Annotated in this window: 15 protein-coding genes; 5 read left to right on the top strand and 10 right to left on the bottom strand. The window is 50.4% G+C overall.

Features of this window, described 5'->3' with window-relative positions:
* The first annotated feature begins 36 nt into the window (after positions 1–36).
* Positions 37–1,038 (top strand): alpha/beta fold hydrolase, encoded by a 1,002-nt coding sequence (locus L2713_RS00075; RefSeq protein ID WP_248966461.1) that lies wholly within the window; start codon positions 37–39, stop codon positions 1,036–1,038.
* Between the two features lie 16 nt (positions 1,039–1,054).
* Here the strand turns inward: L2713_RS00075 and L2713_RS00070 are convergent, their stop codons facing one another.
* A complete protein-coding gene (locus L2713_RS00070) occupies positions 1,055–3,427 on the bottom strand; it encodes a PilZ domain-containing protein (protein ID WP_248966460.1) in 2,373 nt (790 codons plus the stop codon).
* Between the two features lie 102 nt (positions 3,428–3,529).
* Here L2713_RS00070 and radA point away from each other — a divergent pair, with 102 nt between their 5' ends.
* Positions 3,530–4,894, top strand: coding sequence for a DNA repair protein RadA (gene radA / locus L2713_RS00065; protein ID WP_011621836.1), 1,365 nt, complete (start codon positions 3,530–3,532; stop codon positions 4,892–4,894).
* 81 nt (positions 4,895–4,975) lie between these two features.
* On the opposite strand, the gene L2713_RS00060 is transcribed toward radA, so the two are convergent.
* On the bottom strand, positions 4,976–5,347 hold the full coding sequence (locus L2713_RS00060) for a PilZ domain-containing protein (RefSeq protein WP_248966741.1): 372 nt from the start codon (positions 5,345–5,347) through the stop codon (positions 4,976–4,978).
* 200 nt (positions 5,348–5,547) lie between these two features.
* On the opposite strand from L2713_RS00060, the gene torR reads away from it, so the two are divergent.
* Entirely contained in the window at positions 5,548–6,258 is a 711-nt protein-coding gene (gene torR, locus L2713_RS00055; RefSeq protein ID WP_011625509.1) for a two-component system response regulator TorR, read from the top strand.
* 78 nt (positions 6,259–6,336) lie between these two features.
* Here the strand turns inward: torR and torT are convergent, their stop codons facing one another.
* A complete protein-coding gene (gene torT / locus L2713_RS00050; RefSeq protein WP_248966459.1) occupies positions 6,337–7,404 on the bottom strand; it encodes a TMAO reductase system periplasmic protein TorT in 1,068 nt (355 codons plus the stop codon).
* A 56-nt stretch (positions 7,405–7,460) separates the two neighbouring features.
* Between torT and torS the strand changes: the two genes are divergently transcribed.
* Positions 7,461–10,514 (top strand): TMAO reductase system sensor histidine kinase/response regulator TorS, encoded by a 3,054-nt coding sequence (torS, locus tag L2713_RS00045; RefSeq protein WP_248966458.1) that lies wholly within the window; start codon positions 7,461–7,463, stop codon positions 10,512–10,514.
* Between the two features lie 303 nt (positions 10,515–10,817).
* Here the strand turns inward: torS and torD are convergent, their stop codons facing one another.
* From torD to torE, 4 genes are all read right to left on the bottom strand, one after another.
* Positions 10,818–11,447 carry a molecular chaperone TorD gene (gene torD / locus L2713_RS00040; protein ID WP_248966457.1) on the bottom strand — a complete coding sequence of 210 codons (630 nt, stop codon included), beginning with the start codon at positions 11,445–11,447 and terminating at the stop codon, positions 10,818–10,820.
* Positions 11,448–11,514: 67 nt separating this feature from the next.
* Positions 11,515–14,004 carry a trimethylamine-N-oxide reductase TorA gene (gene torA, locus L2713_RS00035; protein ID WP_011621842.1) on the bottom strand — a complete coding sequence of 830 codons (2,490 nt, stop codon included), beginning with the start codon at positions 14,002–14,004 and terminating at the stop codon, positions 11,515–11,517.
* A 15-nt stretch (positions 14,005–14,019) separates the two neighbouring features.
* The gene (gene torC / locus L2713_RS00030) at positions 14,020–15,198 is read right to left on the bottom strand and encodes a pentaheme c-type cytochrome TorC (RefSeq protein ID WP_011625513.1); all 1,179 of its coding nucleotides are present in this window, start codon (positions 15,196–15,198) and stop codon (positions 14,020–14,022) included.
* 26 nt (positions 15,199–15,224) lie between these two features.
* Complete coding sequence (gene torE, locus L2713_RS00025; protein WP_011621844.1) at positions 15,225–15,395, bottom strand: trimethylamine N-oxide reductase system protein TorE; 171 nt, start codon at positions 15,393–15,395, stop codon at positions 15,225–15,227.
* Between the two features lie 517 nt (positions 15,396–15,912).
* Here torE and L2713_RS00020 point away from each other — a divergent pair.
* Positions 15,913–17,265 carry an NCS2 family permease gene (locus L2713_RS00020; RefSeq protein WP_011621845.1) on the top strand — a complete coding sequence of 451 codons (1,353 nt, stop codon included), beginning with the start codon at positions 15,913–15,915 and terminating at the stop codon, positions 17,263–17,265.
* A 25-nt stretch (positions 17,266–17,290) separates the two neighbouring features.
* On the opposite strand, the gene L2713_RS00015 is transcribed toward L2713_RS00020, so the two are convergent.
* The 3 genes from L2713_RS00015 to L2713_RS00005 all read right to left on the bottom strand — a co-directional run bounded on the left by L2713_RS00015 (position 17,291) and on the right by L2713_RS00005 (position 20,798).
* Complete coding sequence (locus L2713_RS00015; RefSeq protein WP_011621846.1) at positions 17,291–17,722, bottom strand: CBS domain-containing protein; 432 nt, start codon at positions 17,720–17,722, stop codon at positions 17,291–17,293.
* Positions 17,723–17,823: 101 nt separating this feature from the next.
* Complete coding sequence (gene olsF, locus L2713_RS00010; protein WP_487250710.1) at positions 17,824–19,596, bottom strand: bifunctional ornithine lipid synthase OlsF; 1,773 nt, start codon at positions 19,594–19,596, stop codon at positions 17,824–17,826.
* A gap of 119 nt (positions 19,597–19,715) precedes the next feature.
* On the bottom strand, positions 19,716–20,798 hold the full coding sequence (locus L2713_RS00005; RefSeq protein WP_248966456.1) for a UDP-2,3-diacylglucosamine diphosphatase: 1,083 nt from the start codon (positions 20,796–20,798) through the stop codon (positions 19,716–19,718).
* Positions 20,799–21,737: the final 939 nt, after the last annotated feature.

Genomic DNA, 21,737 nt, shown 5'->3' with positions numbered 1-21,737 from the left:
TTTTTTGAGGCTTAACTGGTAGTTTAGTGTTCATTAATGGACTACCAGCGACTGACTTTGACTTCCCCTTCATCCCAACACTCGGCGCAAACGCCCGCACAAACTTCCCTCTATATTCCGTACCGAGATGGACAGCTGCATCTGCGCCAGTTGTTGCCTGCTAATGCGGATTTTTCAAAGCCTCCGATCCTGATGTTGCATGGCGCCATGTCCAATGGCCGAGTATTTTACAGCCAGAGTGGCCGAGGCTTAGGATGCTTTCTCGCTCAGGCGGGCTTTGTGGTTTATGTGCTGGATACGGCGGGCAGAGGCTTGAGTTTACCCAAAATTGCGCGTGGCTTTACTCTGGGGCAAGGTGAGGTGATCCGCGAGCAACTGCCATTAGTGCAGCAGCATATTTTGAAGATACATCAACAGCTTTGCCAGGAGCAGGGAAAGCCGGCGCCATCGCAGCTGCATTGGTGCGCGCATTCTTGGGGCGGCGTCTTGATGGCGAGCGCCCTAGCGCGTTACCCCGAATTGCAGCAGAGTGTACGTTCATTGCTGACCTTTGGCAGTAAACGCACGATTCGAGTGAAGTCCTTTAAAAAATGGCTGATGGTCGATGTGTTTTGGAATCGCCTCGCCCCGAGTTTAGCCGTTGGGCAAGGGTATCTCGCCGCCGATAAACTGCGTGTCGGCATGGATAACGAGAGCCGCGCCTCGTTAACTCAAAGCATAGATTGGGTGCGTGGAGAGTGGCGTGACCATGACGATGGCTTCGATTATGGCAAGGCGGCGAAGGCGGCCAACTGGCCCGTTACGTGGTTTATTGCTGGGCAAAACGATACTGTGCTTGGGCATCCCGAAGATGTCGCCGATATGATCTCTGAATGTGGTTTTCGCCAAGTGAAATACACTCTGCTCTCAAAGGCGAATGGCTTTAAACACGACTATGGTCATGCGGATATGCTGACCCATCTGGATGCGATGAGTGACCATTTTCCGCTGATCCGCGATTGGTATCTCAGGTTTGAATTGGCGGTGTTAAAAGACTAGGGCGATGCACCCTCGTTTATTTTTGCAGAGCAGGGTAGCGCAGCTCCACCTCTTGGGTAATATCGAGTAGCTCACCTACGCCGATAATCCGCCAGAGTTGTTCCTCGAGTTGTTTCGCCCTGTGGTTTGCGTGGATGTTGATGTATTCCAATTCGCGGCGCAGGTAACCCATATCCGGTTTCTCGGTTGCACCACGGTAAATCCGTAGCGCCATAAAGCGTCCTGCCAGTTTACTTTGGTTGATAAAGGCGATTTTGGCCTGCGCATCTCCAAGCTCGGTGGCGGAAACACATTTTAAATGGAATTGACCGCGGGACTGGCGGGTCATTTGGATAAATACCTCAATAAAATCCATATCCTGCTGCGGTTTCATTTGGCGGATAGGATCGAGAATATCCCGTTTAAAGAATCCATCTTTTAGTAGCGGCGCGAGATTATATTGCAGGGTATCCGAGGAGCCCGCGGCAAAAATATCACTGATTTCATCATGCTCAGTGCTGACCCCTAAACAGGCCACCTGTGCCGATTTTGTTGTTTTTTCAACAAAGTAGGGGACCGAATGCAACTCGCGCAATAAAATGTTTTTTAAACCATCGGCGAGCTCTTTTATCTCGCTGTTGTTCTCGGTCAGCTGCTCGAGTTTTTCACGGTTATGGGCGATCAGTTTATTTAAAAACTCCACCCCAACGTGGGGCGTGTGACCCATGACCGCAGCTAAATGGAGCGTCACGCCATTTTTACGGGTACGCACTAGGCGGTAGGGTAAATTATCCAGTTGAGTCTTACCGGCAATGGTCTGCAACTTAGGCAAACTGATCATTATTGGCTTGTTGGTGGCAAACTCAGTCGGATTATCTAGCGTCAGCTGCATGCCTCTGCCTGAAATATCTAAGGTTATCCCCGTCGCTTTTAGGGCTCCCTGTGACACATTGACTAAGGTTTTGAAGGCAAAACGCGCCTCCTGCCGACGCTCACTAAATTGCATCGAAACCGGCTTGATTTGGTGTGCCGTTAGGCGCTGTTGGCCAAAGGCTTTGAGCGCATTGGCATTGCTATCATCCTGCCAGGCTTTGTAGCTGGCCCTTTCATCGTCATTGGTGAGGTCTATAAGTTGCAGCATATGGCTGAACTGGGACAATTGCTGCTCCACCAGCGGGCTGTACTTGGCATCATCCCCCGGCAAGGTCGCACGGCGATAGCCTTTAGCATGGTAAATCTTATCTGGGATGAGTTTGAAAATCCGCCAGCTCGGTTTCGTTGAGGCAAAACCGAGGAATAAAGACGTCATGCCCTTGGCTTTTAATTCGGCTAAAGTGGCCGAGTAAAAATACAGTGAGCCTTGGGCGTTGTAGGTAAAGCTAAAAAACAATCCGTAATCGGGATTTTCGGGATGATTGACTAGCGCAGAGAGCCTTGTTGGCGTCAGCATGGCGGGCAACTGGCTGATATCATTCTCATCCTGAAAATAATGCACTATCTGCTGATTGTCGCGGCTCAGCAACATATGGGTGATGGATTGGGACTGCTGATTGAGAAACAAAGGCAGATGCGGCAGATGTGGTAGGTAATGGCGCTCGAACCCCAAACCCGAGGCCGTCACTAAGACATCATTCACATCCAGCTTATAACGAAGTTTATAACCACGGATTAAGTTGCCCAGCATTTCACCTAAAGCATCGGTACCACCAATCCTGCGCAAGCGTAACCAAACGAATTCACCATTGGTTTGGCTATCGACAATCTGATAATCGACCCCGAGTTGTAAATCGGGGTAGTAATATTCTTCACTCAGCTCGAGCAGTTTGACCTTAAGCGGCTTATCGAGGTCGAAGGGATGATTCGCCGCCAAGCGAATGCGCGCACCGCCAACCGATAAATCGACGGTGATCCCCGGCATTTCCGTCCGCCCGGGTTGCGACACCGCAATGCGTATACTGTAATTCATCCGCTCTTCGGCGCGGTTAAAATAACTGCCGAGCACTACGCCGGGGACCATAAAGGGTTCGGGTTCGACGCTATCGGTTTGTTGTGTCACCTGACGCAGTTTTTGTCGCCGCTGTTGATGGGCGGTGATGACATATTCATACACCCCTAAAGTGTACTTATTGCGGTATAAAGACATGGCCGCTTGCAGACTATGCTTGGCGGGCTCATCGAGAAAATGGCGCTGTTGGCCGAGCATGACTTCGGTGCAGGGCAACTCAGACTTGTCCCTAAGATCGATAATCCGGGTGCAGGGCGAAGCCAAACGATTCAACTCCATTTTCAACAGAAAACGGGTCGAATTGTTTTCATCGGCAGTCAGCTGCTGAAAAATCTCTTGGAAATTCGGTTCCATGAGCAGCGGCTTGAGCTGTTCTATGAGTGCACTATGGTTATCTAAACTCATGTAGGGTCTTTTCTAATGCTGATTTTATACCGTGCTGTGTTAGTCTAATGTCGGCAGTATTCACAGTTACTTAAATTGATTTTATACAGATTTTAATAAGTTATGGCAAAGAATAAAACCGCGTACGTGTGCAATGAGTGTGGACAGGATTTTCCTCGCTGGCAAGGGCAGTGCAGTGCTTGTCAGGAGTGGAATACGATAACCGAAGTGCGCTTAGGCGCCGCCTCGCCCGGACGGGGAACTAAGTTTGCGGGTTATGCCGGTGCTGGTAGTAGCGAAGTCAAAACCTTAGACCAAATTGACCTCAATGCGTTACCACGGATTGTGAGCCATTTTGGCGAGCTCGACCGTGTGCTCGGGGGAGGCATAGTGCCAGGCTCTGCGATTCTGATTGGCGGTCATCCCGGTGCCGGTAAGAGTACGCTGTTACTCCAAACCCTGTGCCATTTAGCCGAGCAAATGCCTGCGCTCTATGTGACGGGTGAGGAGTCCCTGCAGCAAGTCGCTATGCGCGCCCATCGCTTAGGGTTGCCGACCAATAAACTGCGGATGTTATCCGAGACCAGTGTGGAGCAGATCTGCGAAGTCGCCCTGCAAGAATCGCCAAAAGTCATTGTCGTCGACTCTATTCAAGTCATGCATATGAGTGATGTGGCATCGAGCCCTGGCAGTGTGTCGCAGGTGCGTGAATCGGCCTCCTATTTAACTCGCTTTGCCAAGCAAAATGGCATTGCCGTGATCATGGTCGGCCATGTGACCAAAGACGGCAGCCTCGCCGGACCTAAAGTGCTTGAGCACTGTATCGATTGTTCTGTGATGTTTGAAGGGGATAGCGACAGCCGTTATCGCACCTTGCGCTCCCACAAGAACCGTTTCGGGGCGATTAACGAGTTAGGCGTCTTCGCCATGACCGAGCGTGGTTTGAAGGAAGTGGCTAACCCTTCGGCGATTTTCCTCTCCCGCGGCGAGGAAGAGTCCTCTGGCTCCTTAGTGATGGTGGTGTGGGAAGGTACGCGTCCGCTGCTGGTAGAACTTCAGGTGCTGGTGGACAATTCGGCGATGTCGAACCCACGCCGCGTTGCTGTGGGCATGGATGCAAACCGTTTAGCCATGTTACTGGCAGTGATGCATCGCCATGGTGGGTTACAAATGTCGGATCAGGACGTGTTTGTCAACGTCGTTGGTGGGGTTAAAGTGACGGAAACCAGTGCTGACTTAACCTTGCTGCTGGCCATGGTGTCGAGTTTCCGTGGCGATATTTTACCGAGCGATTTAGTGGTATTTGGCGAAGTGGGTTTATCTGGGGAAATTCGCCCCGTGCCCAATGGTCAAGAACGCCTCGTTGAAGCTGCCAAACATGGCTTTAAGCGGGCGATTGTGCCCCGTGCCAATGTGCCGAAAAAGCCGCCAGCGGGCATGGAGGTGGTGGGCGTGGCAAAATTATCCGAAGCCCTCGAAGCGATATAACACCATAAAAAACAGCGCCTGATGGCGCTGTTTTTTATGGTGTTATCGGCGGTGAAATCTGCGTCACGCCGAGCTTTTCGCTTAATCGGCGCTGTTGTGTTTTTCGATAAATAGCGCTAATTCACGATTCAGTATCGACGCATCGCCTAGGTTCAGCTCAACGATGCGTTTGAGGTGGCTGATGCTGTCAACATCGATAAAGTTACATTTCAGGCCCAGTTGCTGGTTGCGTTGATGCACTAACTCGGTTTCCATTTGCAGCTCAATATCCGAGCCCGGCAAGGTAAAACTCAGGGTGATAGGCTCACCTGAATGGCTAAATCCGGCAGGTTCGTCCACTAGTGCGCCATTTAGGCTGAGGTCGAGTATGGTGGTTTGCCACTGTTTATCGCCTTGGTGTACCGATGCGCTAGCGGCAAAGAGGATCCGCGAGAACTTTCGTCTTTCATCAATCACTACTTCTTTATTGTTCATAGTTTGTTAGTGCTCACCCCAATCAATATGCCTAAGCATATGTCATATTGATGTTACTGTAAAAGTTCGGCAGTTTTTTGTGCGAGAAAGTAACGGAGATCGCATATTTTACCTTTTCCTCATATGCAAATATGAAAAAGTATGAATAATTCAGTTAAGCAAAATAAGAGATGTAGAACATGGCCTATAGTGTGCTCGTTGTCGATGATGAAGCGGTTATTCGTGCTCGATTGAAAGGGTATTTTGAAAAAGAAGGTTACCGCGTTGTCGAGGCGGCCGATGGCGAGCAGATGTGGCACGAGTTTAATCGTCAACATATTGATTTAATTATGTTAGACATTAACCTGCCCGGGGTGGATGGTTTGAGCTTAACCCGTGAGTTACGTAGCCGCTCCCATGTGGGGATTATCTTAGTCTCGGGCCGTGATGAATCGATTGATAAAATCGTTGGCCTGGAGATGGGCGCCGATGATTATGTGACTAAGCCCTTCGAGCTGCGGGAGCTATTGGTTAGGGTTAAAAACCTACTGTGGCGGATTTCTCTGGTAAAACAAGCCGAACAAGCACTGGTGCAGGAATTATCCGAGCCCGATGATGTGATGAGTTTTGAAGGCTATCGGCTTGAATTAAACAGCCGTAAGCTGCGCCAAGGGGAGGAACTTATCAAGCTCACTAAGGCCGAATTTGAGTTGTTAACCGCCTTTGCTTTACATCCGCAGCAGGTACTTTCCCGCGAGCGTTTAATGCAGCAAACCAGTCATCGCAATCAGGATGTGAATGACAGAACCATAGATGTCATCATCCGCCGCCTGCGTAATAAGCTTAATCCCGAACTCTTTGTTACTGTCCACGGCGAGGGCTATTTGTTTGCCGCTAAGGTGGATGACTAATTGCTAACTTAAGTTCCTAACTTAAACACCTGATTTTAGGCCTGTGTTAAGTGTAGAGTTAATCGCTATGTTAAGCACTTAGGGGCGCACTTGATACAGGGGATAAAAATCCGCTTCGGCGAGACTAAAGCTAAGATCAGATAGGGTATTTTGTGAGGTCGTGCGCTCAACGATAGCAGGACCTATATCGCCAAAAGGCGCAGCGCCTTCGAGTTGTTTTACCGTGACATCGATAGCGAGTTTACCCTGTAACACGACCAAGTCATCATTGCTGTAGACCACTTTTTGTCGCTTTAAGCCGCGCAGAATCGCGGGGGATAAGTAACTACTCACCAGCTTGATGTCTTGCGTCAGCTGCTTTTGTTTGAGGGTACTGACAGCGGCTTCTATCGCCACCGCACTGCCGAGAATATAGTCTGGGCGCTGGGCCTTAAGCAGTATCTGTAATTGATCGCGGTAGAGATTGCGATTGTTATCGGCATGCTGAATCGCACTGATGCTGACATTGCTGCCCTCGAGGGCATGGCGAATGCCTTGTTCGACTAAATCTGTGCCACCGAGGTTTTCAGGGCCCGCTAAGAGGGCCAAGGTGGTCGGCTGGGTGGGCGTATGCGCTTTGGCATCCGCCTTAATAAAATTGCCCGCGCTGAGCCCCATTTGATACCAGTTAACGCCGATATGGGTCTGCACTTGCTTAGCGTTGAGCTTATTCACTAGGGCGAGCACGGGTTTGGTTAGCGGCTCAGAAAACTGTTCGAGCAGATTGGGACTCACGGCGCCAAGCAAAATCGCGTCGTAATCTCCCTTCATGCAGGCGCTTAATTGCTCGAGCTGTTTATCTTGATGGTAGTAGCTGCCCGCTTCGAACAGATCCAGCGACACACCGAGGTGTTTCGCCTGTTGGATCAGGCCGTAGTCGATGCCAATCCAATAGGCATCCTTCAGGTGCGGGACTAAGGCACAAATGCGCCAAGCCTGTTGTGCTTTACTCAGGGGATGATAATTAAGTGCCTGCGCCTGTTGAATCTTGGCATTAAAGGGATGGCGTTGCTCCAATGGCCAAGTTTGGCTGTTGGCGCCAGTTGCAGATAAACATAACAGGCCAAAAGTGGTGAGTGTGAGCAAAGCTTGCCAAAATTTTCCCATTGTCTCGTATCATCCACTGTGATTATCTCGAAGGCATTGTAACAGAAGGAACAAGTGTGGCGCCTTTATCTTTATCGCGAAGTAGTTTAACCGGCAGACTCATGCTCGCCTTCGGCGTGCTTGGGGTATTGCTGTTGCTACTGGTTAGCTTAGGTAGCCTGAGTTTGCATTGGCTCAAACAGGCCGACAGTTATCTGTATGAAGAATCCTTACCCGCCTCTCAAGCCGCGCGCCAATTAGTGCAGGCCTCTAATGCCTTATCCGATGGCGTGACCCAGTTAGGCCAAGTGGAGGACGAGCGGCAGCGGGAATTTATCGGCCGTAAGCTCAGCCTTGAAAGCGCCACAATGTTAAATAGCATCAAAGTGTTACTAACACTGGATGTGAACGAAGATAATCATCTATCCGTATTAGCTGGGCAAATCATCGAGCAATTAACCTTATTGGGTAAGAGTGTAGGCCAGCGTATTACCTTAGGCGATGAGTTACAGCTTAGGGCCCGCGAATTATCGGTTGCCGCAGGCCGCGCCTCTGAGTTATTGCAATCCGAATTGGCGGTTGTCGACTCGGCGATTTTGGCAAAACTCAGCCAAGCCTATCCGGATATGGCGGGGGATAAACGCAGTGGCCAATTGCTCGATGATGTGATTGAGCGAGAGTTAGATGTGCAGGAGCAGCTCAACCGCGCTCTCAAATTAGTGCATCAAATTGCGCTGCTCAGTCAGTTATTTGAGGCATCCGAATTACAGTCCGAACTGCAATTGAGTGTTCCCCGTTTATTGGCAACCTTTGCCAGTACTGCACCAGCGCACCCCATGGCGCAGAATCATCCAAATCATCCAGATCATCCAAAGCAAGGGACGGCTATCGAGCTGGCAACCACTGAGGCGCCAGCGGCAGAGGTGGGTATCGATTTAATGGCGCTCACCACAGTATCTGAGCTTATCCGCGACCCCGGCAGGCTCAATGCGCTAAAGGCGGAGCTGGCACTCCTTCTTCATACCCCAAAAATCATTAAATTACAGCGAGAACTGAGTCAAAGCCTGCAGCGCCAACAGCGGCAGCAGCAGGAGTTAGCGGAAAAACTCTATAGCCTCAACACGCTGGTGGACAGTGCGCTTAATCAACAGCAACAGCGGGCGGAGCTGGCGCGAAGTGATTATTTAATGCAGTTGTCTTACGCCCGCTTGGGGCTGTGGGGCACGGGCATATTAATGTTGGTTATCATGGCCGTCGTGGTCTATCGGGTGATCTATCGCGGTATTGCCTTGAGGTTAAATCAGGCGACCGAGGCCATGTCGCGCTTAAGTTTAGGGGACATCAATGTGAGCCTCGATGCCCACGGCGACGATGAATTGACCGCCATGGCCAATGCTATCGAGGCATTTAAGCGAAAAACCGCCCATAACCTGAAATTGCAGACGGATTTACGCCAGGTCGCCGATGAGCTGACCGAGCATAAAAAGGCCCTCGAACAAACCGTGGCCACGCGCACGCAGGAATTGGCCGAAGCCAACCTGCGTCTCGATGCGGAGGCCAAAGGCCACGCGAAGGCAAGAATCGTTGCCGAGGAGGCGAGTCAGGCAAAATCCCAATTCTTGGCGACCATGAGTCATGAAATTCGCACCCCGCTCAATGGTTTACTCGGGACGCTTACCCTGCTCGGCCATAGCCAGTTACCGCCCGCGCAGCAACAGATGCTCGCGCTGTCACAATACAGCGGCACGTTGCTGCAAACCGTGCTGAGCGATATTCTCGATTTCTCCCGCCTCGAGCAGGGTAATTTAACCAATGAGCCTAGGCCAACGGATATCAACGCTCTGCTCGATGAAGTGCTGGCGATCATGGTGGCGGGCGCCAATTTGGCGGGATTGAGCCTAAGGCTGAATCGCCCCCAGTTACCCGCGTGTATTCAGATTGATGGCCCTAAGTTGAGGCAAGTGCTGTTTAACTTGATTGGTAACGGCATTAAATTCACCCCCGAAGGCGGCGTGAGTCTCAATGTTAGCGTTCGAGGCGATAAGTTAGCCTTTGTGGTGGCCGATACCGGCGTGGGGATTGCGCCCGAGGTGCGCGAGCAATTATTTATGCCTTACTGCGTATTGCCTAATCAGGGGCGCAGCCGTGGGACAGGCTTAGGGCTTGCCATCTGCAAACAGTTAGTTGGACTGATGGATGCCGAGGGGCCAGGCATTTGGGTTAAGAGCGAGCCAGGCAAGGGCAGCGAGTTTGGTTTTGAGCTGAGCTTTACCCAGTGTGATAGGGCATTGGATACGCAAACTCAGGTGCAAAAGCGGGTTAATCCCCAGAGGGTGTTAGTGATTGAAGACAACAAGGTCAATGCCATGGTCGCGCAGGGATTTTTGGCGCATTTAGGCCACAGCTCCAGCTTGGCCGTCAGTTGTCAGCAGGCGCTGGCGCATGTGAGTGGCGATAAGGCATTCGATGCCGTGATGCTCGATATTCAGCTGAGTGATGGCTCGGGACTCATGCTATTACCCCAGTTAAAGGCGTTATTCGCCAATGACAAGGTGAAGTTTGCCGCCTTTACCGCGCAGATGCAGACGGAGGATCTTAGCCTGTATCGGGAGGCAGGGTTTGATACTGTGTTGGCTAAACCCTTGAGCCTGCAAACCCTGACCGAATGGTTAGGTCTTGCGCGTGTGCCAGCTTCAATGCCGACTTCACTAGGCGAGTCATCGCCGCAATCACTTCAATCGCCGAATAAGGCCGAACCTACCAGCCAGAAGCATCAAGCTGAAACCTTGTTAGATCTTAACCAGTTACAGCAAGATCTTGAGGTCTTAGGCGTGAAAGCCGTGAGTGATATGTTGGCGCTCTATCGAACCTCCAGTGCCGAGCAAATTGAGCGACTCTCGGCGCTAAGCGCTGTGGCGGATTTCAGCGAGGGCGCAAAACTATTGCATGCGCTTAAGGGCAGCAGTGCCAGCATGGGGCTAAAAGCACTGACTGTGTGTTGTCAGCAGTGGGAGAAAACACTCAACACCACAGGGGAAAATGGATTGGATAGCAAGGCGGTGGCTGAATTAACCGCCTGCTGGCAGGCGTCGATAACAGCGCTTGAGCAGTGGCTCGCAACACAGGGCTAGCAACACTGGATTAGCAGCACGGGATTAGCAGTTAAGGATTCGCGAAAAGACGTTAACGCTATAAGTGAGTCGTTCTTACAAGCACGTATTTCTGCCTAACCAATGCAAATCGAGGAATAAAAAAGCGGCTCCCATGGGAGCCGCTTTTGTTAACTTATTTCAGAACAAGACATGAGCCATCAATTTGAGTCTTAATGCGACTCTGGTTTAACGCTACTCAGGTTTAACGCTACTCGGGTTTAACGCTACTTGGGTTTAACGCTACTCGGGTTTAACGCTACTCGGGTTTTAGGCTTATGGCGATCAATGCATTGCCTGTTCTAACAGCTGTTTATCTTGCTGCACCCAAGCGAGGGTGAGTGTGGCGAGAGCGCTGTAAAAGCCATTGCTGTGTTTGCTATCACACTCAACGACCTTGGCGACAAACTTGGCTAACCAAGAGTCTATACAAGCATTTAGGAAGCTTAACTGGGCAGCATCTTCACTGTGACAAGTTAAGTGTCCCATATAGGCGAGTATCACGGCTAAGTGATCGGCAGGCTCAGGGAAGTGACTCTGCACTTGCAGTTGGCTCTGGTGTAAAAACTCGCTCATTTGTTGATGCTGCTGCCCAAATAGCAAGGGTTCTTCCTCGTGGCTCAAGTACAGGCTGGCATAGGGCGAGGCGCTGTGCTTTGTGCCTACAAGGAATAAACCGCAATAATCGGCGGCAAGTTCGAGCAAGGCTTCATCGCTCGTTAAGCCATTCAGCACCTTCTGTATGCTGACGACTGGCGCACTAAACTCGGGCGCATAACCCAGTTGTGTCCAGAATTGCTGCGCTTGCTCACTGGTGAGTTGCTTAAGGCGCTGCTCATCAATTTCGCGGGCAAACAGAGAAGACAGCAGTTGATACACTAAGGCTCTGGCATGATTGATATCGACGTTGCTCATCGCATGTTCCTCAAGATTAACAGTGGAATGCGCCTAGTTGGCTAGGCGCATCGCCTTGTGGGCTCGGTTAGATTTCGACTTCGATAGGACCATCGAAGGAGCTGACCTTAGGGACTTTGCCTTGGTATTTCTCAAACTCGACCAGACAAGTATAGGCTGAGCAGGCTTGAGCCAACTTCGATGTGCCAATGTCTAAGGTCAGAGTATTCGGGTCGCCATAGCTACACAGGGCACCGATTTCGGCGCCGCCTTCGACGCTGCCATCTTTACCCACTGGGCCATACCATGCGCCTTCATGAATTCGCACTACACCTTTAGGGAAGCGATCCGATACCACGGCGCCCGCTAACAGTTGGCCACGGTCGTTAAAGACGCGCACTATATCGCCATCTTTAATGCCGCGCGCTTTGGCATCCACAGGGCTGATATAGATGGGTTCGCGGCCGTTGACTGTGTAGGTTTCGCGGTATTCCTTCGACTCACACATTTGTGAGTGCAGACGTTTATCCGGGTGGCAAGATTGTAGCCACACAGGATATTTGTCCGAACCTGGGCCACCATGGCTACGCTCGGCTTTTTCCATCCAAATTGGATGGCCTTGGCAGTCGTCATAACCGAACTGTTCAATCTTACGGCTGAAGATTTCAATCAAGCCCGAAGGCGTACCTAATGGATTGATTTCAGGATCGTTTCTAAAGTCGGCGTGGCGTGTCCACAGCTCGCCATCACCAAAGTGCACATAACCTTGCTTCCAGAAAGTGGCAAAATCTGGCATCTCATACTTACCCGCGTTCGCGGCTTTACACTCGTTATAGAGGGTTTCTATCCACTCCATCTCGCTCATATTGCGGGTGTATTCTTTCTCTTTACCCATCAGCGCGGCAAAACGAGTGAAGATTTCAAAGTCTGACAAACTTTCAAACAGCGGCTCGACCATCTTCTGCATCGCCAAAATACCGCGGTTAGCATAGGCGCCGTATACGTCGATATCGTTGCGCTCATAGGTGGTGCAGGCGGGCAGCACTATGTCGGAGAAGCGGCAAGTCGCCGTCCAGTTCACATCGATAGTGACCACGCATTCCAACTTATGGAAGGCTTGCTTCATGCGGTTACGGTCTTGATGGTGGTTCCATGGGTTATTGCCCGAGAAAATCATCATCTTAATATCGGGATACACCACTTTCGAACCGTTGGCATCAATGGTTTTGCCGGGCTCGAGGATCGCATCAATCCAACGGGCGACGGGAATCGTGCTGCTCGCGCCTTTAAAGTCGGTGCTGTCGAACAGGGGTTTTTGGTTCTCGTCTAAGTTACGCGGGAAGGCGCCGGGCGCCGCCGCATTTGTCGCAGGTACACCAATGCTAGAGTAGTGGTGACCATAGCTGATGCCGCCGCCGGGCAAACCAATTTGTCCTATCATGGTCGCGAGGACTGCGGCCATCCAGTAAGGTTGCTCACCGTGTTGTTGGCGCTGAATACACCAACCCATCATGATTTGAGTGCGGCCCTTAACTAAGGTTTTCGCCAGATCGCGAATGATGTGTGGCTCAACCCCACAGATTGGCGCTGCCCACTCAGGGGTTTTGGCGATACCATCTTTAGTGCCCATTACGTAAGGCACAAACTCTTCGAAGCCTAAGCTGTAGCCTTGGATGAATTTATCATCGTAAAGCTTTTGGGTAATCATCTCATGGGCGATGGCCAGCATCAGCGTCACGTCAGTCTGTGGGTTCACATACAACTGTTCACAGCCAAGGTAAGCCTGAGTTTTGGTGACCACAGGGTCGATACTGATCACGCGGATCTTGCCCTGTTTAACCTTCTCTTTTAGCTGCGCGAGGTAAGCGAAGGCCTCATGGGTTTCGGCGTTCCAACCCACTTGCAGGTTTTTGTAAGGATCGTTTGACCAGAGCACTATAGTGTTGCTGTTTTCTAAGATCAGCGGCCAAGAGGTGCCTTGGGCATACACTTCGGTTGAACCTAACACATAGGGCAGAATGGTTTGGCCGGCTCCGGTGGAGTAGTCACCGATTTTCTTCACATAGTTGCCGTGCATCCCCACAGCCCGCTGCATATGGCTGGTGCTGGAATGCAGTTGCCCGGTTGCGCGCCAGCCAGTTTGCCCCGCGTGTAAGCCCGATGGACCGTACTTGGTTTGGACTTCATCGAGTGAGTGTTTAAACAGCTTTAATGCTTTATCCCAGGTCACACGAACGAAACGGAAATCCCCCCGTTGCTGGGTATTGCTCTTATGGCCTTTTAGTAAAAAGTCTAAGCGAACCATAGGGTAACGCACGCGGGATGGGTTGTAGACCATGCCGCGGATACCGTTAATCATATCCGTTGGATATTTATCTAAATCGAAGGCTTTGACTTCGGCAATCACACCGTTTTTACGTTTGATTTTAAAGGCGCCAAAGTGTGAGCCCGTGGTCAGCCATTCGTCTTCATTTAAGCCCGTGCTGGCCAGCGCATTTAAGGGCGCTAACACTGAGCTGCCACCTAAAGCAACGAAAGAGGTTGAGGCTAAGCCTTTTAAAAAGTCTCTTCTGTTCATGGTATTACTCCCGAATTAGTGCTCTTTTTTCACGAAGGTTGACGAATGTTCCTGCAGGTATTTCTGCACTAGCGCTTGGGTGTCTTGGTCCATGTTCACGAAGGCCAACATGCCTTGGAACATGCCAGGCCAGGTATTGGCATCGAAATGCGCTTCATCTGGCTGGGTGTGGCACACGCTACAGCTTGAGCGGAACGTATCGCGGGCATAGCCCCAGAGTGGTTGTAGCTCGGTGAGCAGGTAATCCTTATCGGTCCAGATTTGGGCTTCAACCCGTTGCCATTTCAGGCCTGTCATTGGGTCTTCTTTCTCTTCAAAGGTTTGGATAACACCTTCGGTTTCGGCGGCATCTTTGCTTAACTGCGCCGACAGAATGTTTACCCCAAAGTCCATGTAGATCACGCGGCCTGCGCCGATTTTCTTACGCCAGCCATCGATGCCAATTTTGATGCGCTTACCTTGGGTTTCGAGCACTTTGACTTTAGTGGCCACGTTTAAGGTACCGGCTTCAACGTCACCTTTTTCACTAAAGAACAGTGGCTTAGTCAGGGCGCTGTAGTAGGTTTGGTTGGTTTCGACTGAGCTGACGCCAGCGCCCACTTCGGCGATGAGTTCGGGTGCGCGGGCCGTGCCCATTTCAGGTAAATGGTGGGCAATACCTTTGTGGCAATCGATACAGCTTTGGTCGATTTCGGCGGCGCGTTTCATCTGTTTTTGCGCCAGTGGTGACATGCTTTCCCACTTCATCGAGTTGTAGTTGTGACAGTTTTTACAGGCCAGTGAATTGTCGCGATCGAAACGTTTCCATTCGCGGCTCGCCATTTCCAGGCGTTTAGCTTCAAATTTTTCAGGGGTGTTGACCGTGTTGAATAACCAGCCCCAAACATCGTGGGAAGCTTCCATCTTACGGGCAATCTTACGGCTCCAGTTGTGGGGCACGTGACAGTCGGGGCAGGTAGCGCGCACGCCAGAGTGATTCGACCAATGCACCGTTTCCTGCAACTCTTGGTAAGGCTTGCTTTCCATACTGTGGCAGCTAATACAGAAGGCTTCGGTGTTGGTGGCTTCCAGTGCGGTGTTAAATCCGCCCCAGAAGATGATGCCCATGATAAAAGCACTGATGCTGACAGCGCCTAAGGTGAGAGCTTTTGTGGGTTTGTTTAGTGTGCGCCAGAGGTTGGTTAACCACTTCATAATAGCGTCCTCAAAGTATCAGTGAATTAGTGGCCGACAACGCCGCCGAAGGCTTGGATCATCCAAATGATGAAACCGTAGAGACTGATCCCCGCGACAGTCAGTGCGGGAAAGAGTATGAAAATGATGAATCCCAGCGCCTTTAACTCATTGCTGCGTGAGGACTTATCCGATGTTTGCATGGTGGGCTTTGTCATTGGGAAGAGCTCCGTTCGAAAGCGATTTTTGATGGGAGCACTATAAAGGGGAGATGTGAATGGACTTGCCTGTAGGGATGAATGGGCTTTGACAATATATGAAAAATTATGAAAATTTTAAAAAGCCGATGACTTTTTGTTTTACTGACAGAGAGTTAATCTAATTTCTGTGATCGAACTCGGCAGTTTGCTGTGCGGTTTAGGCGTTTTTTTAAACACTGATTTTGAATTTTTTCGCTAATTATTTACTGAAGTGCAGGCGAGGTCTTAGCTATCTGGCGGCGTTTACAGTATTATCCGCGCCCAACAAAGGCTGCGTTTGTCTCGTTAAAGCCATTTTAACGATGCAAAGCGTCACTGCTTGCAGATCATGGATTTTTCCCGATGTAGGAGAATGATGTGGATCTCTCACCCAAGTCATTGGATTTGGGGCTCTAATCTGCCGCAGCCAGCGTCGCCAATGGTTAAGCCAATTGGTATCGACCCTATTTTAAGAGATCACAAGGTATAACAAGATATGTCTGAGCAATTGAGTTCAACAGCCGTACCCTCTGGTTCGTTTCTGGACCGTTATTTTTCAATTCAACAACGTGGTAGCACAGTACGCCAAGAAGTGATTGCAGGGTTAACCACCTTCCTCGCTATGGTGTACTCAGTGATTGTGGTACCCAATATGTTAGGCAAAGCGGGATTCGATCCCGGCGCCGTGTTCGTCGCCACCTGTTTAATTGCCTCCTTTGGCTCGCTGCTGATGGGACTCTGGGCGAATCTGCCCATGGCTATTGGTTGTGCTATTTCACTCACCGCCTTTACCGCCTTCGGTTTAGTGTTAGGTCAGGGCATGAGTATCCCTGTGACCTTGGGCGCCATCTTTTGGATGGGCGTGATTTTTACCGTTGTGAGTGTCACGGGCGTGCGTCAATGGGTGCTGGCTAACCTACCCAAGGGGATTGCCCATGGTACAGGTATAGGTATTGGCTTGTTTTTACTCTTAATTGCCACTAACAGTGTGCAGTTGATTGTGGCCAACGACGCGGGTCTGCCAGTGAAGCTAGGCGACATTAACAGCCTGCCCGTTATCGCCACCGTACTGGGGTTAGCGGCCACTATCGGTTTAGAGCGTCGCGGTGTACCCGGCGGGATTTTATTGGTGATTATTGGCCTATCCCTGTTTGGTTTAGTGTTTGATCCAAGCGTGACATTCCAAGGTTTCTTCGCCGTGCCTGATTTTACCTCTGAGCACTCGCTGATTGGCCAAATGGATATTATGGGCGCCTTGAATCCTGTGGTATTACCGATTGTGCTGGCGCTGGTGATGACGGCGATTTTTGATGCCACGGGCACCATCCGCGCGGTGGCAGGGCAAGCCAATCTGCTGGATAAAGACGATAATATCGTCGGCGGTGGCAAGGCGCTGACCTCGGATTCGGTCAGCAGCATGTTTGCGGGTATCGTTGGTGGCGCCCCTGCTGCCGTGTATATCGAATCGGCGGCGGGTACGGCGGCGGGCGGTAAGACGGGTTTAACCGCGACTATAGTCGGTGGATTATTCCTGCTGATGGTGTTTTTAGCGCCGCTCAGCTATTTAGTGCCTGCCTATGCTACGGCGCCTGCGCTGATGTATGTGGGGCTATTGATGCTCAGCAATGTGACTAAGCTGGACTTTAATGACAAGGTCGATGCGATGGCGGGATTAACCTGCGCCGTATTCATCATCCTCAGCTGTAACATTGTGACCGGTATTATGCTTGGCTTTGTGACTTTAGTGGTTGGCCGCATTTTTAGCGGTGAAATCCGTCAGCTTAAGTTAGGCGTGCTCGCCATTACGCTGGGCCTTGTGGCCTTCTATATGGGCGGCTGGGCGATCTAGTTTATAAAGTCGAAAGCGAGTGTCGTTAGCACTCGCTTTCATTGACTTCATTGTGCTCACAATAGGCTCGCAGTAAATCCTTCCAAGTCACAATCCCGACTAAATCGCCATTATCGAGCACGGGCAAACAGCCAATGTTGTGTTCTAGCAGGGTGTGCGTCGCAGCATCGAGCGACACATGTGGCGCAACGGTAACGGGATTACGGGTCATCACCTGATGAACGCGTTTTTGTAGGGTTTCGAGATCCTTAGCGGTTTCGGCGCTGCTGCCCAGATTCGGGCTGATGGCACGCAGTAAGTCGCGCTCCGACAATACCCCTTCGAGTTTATATTCATCCACCACCAGCAGATGGTGGAAGTTTGCCTGATCGAAAATATCCTTCGCCACGGTTAAGCGATCGTCCATTTCGACCGTGACGACTCGGGTACGCATAATATCGGCGATAATGATCGGCATGATAAACCCCTTCCTAGGACGTGTATCGTTAATGCACTGTATTACAGATACTTATAACAGACCGATGTTTATTTAGCCAATGTATTAGGGCGGATTTGTGCCTAATCCTGTTCGTCGGTTTCGTCCTCTGCCATCAAGGGGTTGCGTAAGTCTTCGGGTAAATGGGCGCCGATATAACGCTGGTACTTTTTCCCTTTCAGTTTATGGGTATCGACCAAGACTAAGCCATCGACACAGTCGCCAAAATCGGCATCGATCCCGAAGGCGAGAAACTTCACCCCATCCTGCTTACACAGCTCGCCGTACTGCTTGTACAGGGTTGGCACCGCGGCGCCCATACTCGCCAGCATTTGTTTGAGTTGCTTAAAGTGGCTTTGGTAATCCTCGCCCGAATAGAGTTCATCTAACTGCAACTTGCGCTGCTTGGACAGGCCAAAGGGCGACATGGACACCGCCAGCTGCTCTGCTGGCGCAAACTCCTTGGAGTAGAAATGCACTAACATCTCCCGCGCGCTGCCAGGCAGTTGATTACTGATAGAAACAGGGCCAAACAGGTAGCGGTATTCGGGATGTTTTGCGAGGAAGGCGCCAATACCAAACCAGAGGTAGTCGAGACTGCGTTTGCCCCAATATTTGGGCTGCACAAAGCTGCGGCCAAGTTCTAAGCCTTGTTTGACGAAGGGCATAAAACCGTCGGCATATTGGAACAGGGATTGGCTGTAGAGGGCGTTGTCGCCGTAGCGATTCAGCACTTGCTCGCCGCTGGCGAAACGATAGGCGCCGACAATTTCAAACTGTTCTTTATCCCACAACACCAGATGTTGGTAGTAGGAATCATATTTATCGATATCGCGGCGTTTGCCCGTGCCTTCGCCAACGGCGCGAAAGGCGATTTCCCGTAGGCGACCAATTTCGCGCATGATGGGGTTACTGTCCTGATGCTGATACAAATAAATCAGCTTGTTATCTTGGGTTTCGCCGAGGAGTTCACATTGTTGCAGCGCGGCCTGTAGCTCTCGGCGCGACTCAGGGTGGGCGATGGCGCTTTGGGTGATAAACAGTGGGTCTTTATCTTTACCGATACGATACAGATGATTTTTAAGCAGTTTTATCTTGGTCTTTAGCGGAAAGTCCATCGAGCGTACGGCTTCGTTCGGGATAAGCTCGCCGATACGAATGGGCATATTGCGTTTGGCCTGTTTAAACATCTCCTTGACCAATAGCAATGTGGCTAAGGGTTTGTAAATCATCGAGGCGCCGTAGAAGGTGGCCGAGTTTTTAGCATCCAAAAAGATTGGCAGCAGCGGTGCATTACAGGAAATCGCCATCTTCAAAAAGCCCGAGTGCCACTGGGTATCGCGCACGCCGCTCGGACGCAGGCGAGAGACTTCTCCCGACGGGAAAATCAGTACCGCGCCTTCATTGCGCAGATGCTGGTGGATTTTTTCGAGGTGCTGTTTCGGCGTGCCGCCCGTCATATTGCGCACTGGCAGTAGGATAGAATGCAAAGGTTCGAGCGCCATCAGGAGCTCGTTCGCCACAACCTTGATATCGGGGCGAATTTCGCTGACGAGTTTAATCAGAGCTAGGGCATCGAGGGAGCCAATCGGATGATTGGCGAAGATCACCACGCGGCCCTCACAGGGAATATTTTCGACCTCGTTGGCGGGCACGGTAAAGCTAAAATCGAAGCTGGCGAGCACTTGCTCGACAAAATCGACCCCTTGCAGATAGGCAAATTGATTGGCTATCTCGTTACATTGTTTTTCATTCAACAGGTAGCGCAGCATGGCCTTAGTCGGCTTGGCTAACCAAGGTTTGTCCTTGAGGGCGGGCAGGTTTTGCTCCACCACATTATCGACAGTAAAGATCATCGAACTGGCTTTTAAGGCGGGCAGTGGCATGGCTGCGTCCTGCGTTAATGCGTTGGCGCTTAATGTGTTAGGGCTTAATGAATCAGCGTTTGGGGTATGAGGAGTTAATGGGTTCATGATTAGGCAACATCCCTTGGTTGGATTTCTGCTTGTTTGGGGCTGTGTGTGGCCGTTTGTGGAATAGGTTTTGGGGCGTTAACAGGCGCTGTGGGTGGCGTTTGCGCCAGCACAATACTGCTCAGAATATCGAGGTTTACGCTTTGCTCGTTCCAGCGGCAGAGCTGTAATTCCCCGTTTAAGGTTTCGGTGATCAGGCTGCAGTTTTCGACCCAGTCGCCATCATTGGCATAGATTATCTGGCGCTTATCCGGCGTGCTGTATTGGTTATCTCGAGCGTGAACCGATAGCTCTGGCTGGTGGATATGGCCGCAGATCACGCCGTCCACATCATAGTGCTGGGCATAATTCACTACGGCTTGGCGAAAACGGGCGATAGCCGTCTGCGCCTTGCCCACGCGGGATTTGATATAGCTGGCGAGTGACCAATACGGGTAGCCTAAACGCTCACGCAGGCGATGGAGATTGCGGTTGAGGAACAGCAACAAGTCGTAGAGATGATCTCCCAAGATGGCGTAGAAGCGGCCAACGCAAACATCGGCATCGAACTGATCGCCATGCAGCATTAATAGTTTGTGGCCGCCAATCCCCTGATGAATATGTTGGCGAGCAATCTTGATGTTCAGTAGCGTCAGTTCGGCATAGGGCTTGATTAACTCATCGTGATTACCCGGCAGATATATCACCTGAGTGCCGTTTTGTGCCAGTTCAATCAGTTTTTGCAATACCTTATTGTGACTCTCGGGCCAGTGCAGGCGGCGTTTGAGCGCCCATAAATCCACAATATCGCCGACCAGATACAAGTGCTGACAACGCACGGTATTTAATAGGCTTAACAGATAGTCGGCTTTGCAATCCTTACAACCGAGATGGATATCCGATAGCCAGAGGGCGTTGACTGTGATGGTTTGGCTATTTGCGGCGTTGCTGGCGTTGGCAATATGTGGGGTTGAGAAGGAAGTGTCGTAAACACTGGATGGAGCATTGTCGGAAGAGTTGGAGGGAGTGTTACGGGAAGAGTTGCGGGGAGTCTTGAGTGCGTCGATAAGCGTGCGATCAAGTCCCCTGTAATTAGCTCCAGTCATCTCATATTCACCCTATGCGGCTGTTGACTGCCTTAGAGATTAGTGACGGGCTTTGACTGAATGATGAAGCTTAAGTGACATGCAGATGACAGTAAGTTGGATTAACTTGAACTTAACCATCAAGATTTGGATCTGGATGCAATGAGAACTGGCTGGAGGATTTAACTTACTTTTGCCTAAAGCTAGATTGTATTATCGCTTGGTGTGCTGGATGAATTGTCATTGTTTCCCCTGTGACACGCCATGAACTCATCCTTGAGGGCTCGACGGCGGCATCCATGCCGCCAACGGTCACAGTTGCAACAATGGCAATCTTAACGACCATTGAACTGTTCATTTGGCTAAAAGCTTTTTATCCCTTTTCGTGTTTCAGCTCGTTATCTCAATCGAAAATACCTACTCTTGTTGCCATACAAATTTTCATCTAGTTACCTATGTTTGGCCCTACCGCTAAACGGCTAATAATGTATGGCTATACAGTCATATTTAAATTTAGGTGTTTTGGTATGATTTTTAGACAAAATCAGTGCGCACTAATTCCATCAGCAATAAATAAAACCCTATAAAATCAGGTGAATATAGTAACTGAATTTTAGTTAATAGGTCTGGAAAACGCGCATGCGCGTTTTTCCAGATGGTGTATTTGGCAGAAAGCTGATAAGTTCTTTGCATACAGATAGTTAACCGTGCTCGTTTTCACTGGTCTAACGTGATAAGCGCGCATGCGCACTAATAAAATAATGAAATGGACACCCCTTCTATACTGAGGAAGTCAGTTTAAAAGGAGACCGTCATGAGTGATATTTATACAATCGGAATTGATCTAGTAAAGTCTGTTTTTCAATTATGTGCGTTTGATAAGACAGGGAAAAAACTGATTAATAGATCACTAAAAAGAAATCAAGTCATTAAATTTTTGAGCAATATTGCTCCTTGTCT

The sequence above is a fragment of the Shewanella seohaensis genome (assembly GCF_023283775.1).
Taxonomy (GTDB): Bacteria; Pseudomonadota; Gammaproteobacteria; order Enterobacterales; family Shewanellaceae; genus Shewanella; species Shewanella seohaensis.
This window is presented reverse-complemented; position numbering and strand designations above follow the sequence as displayed.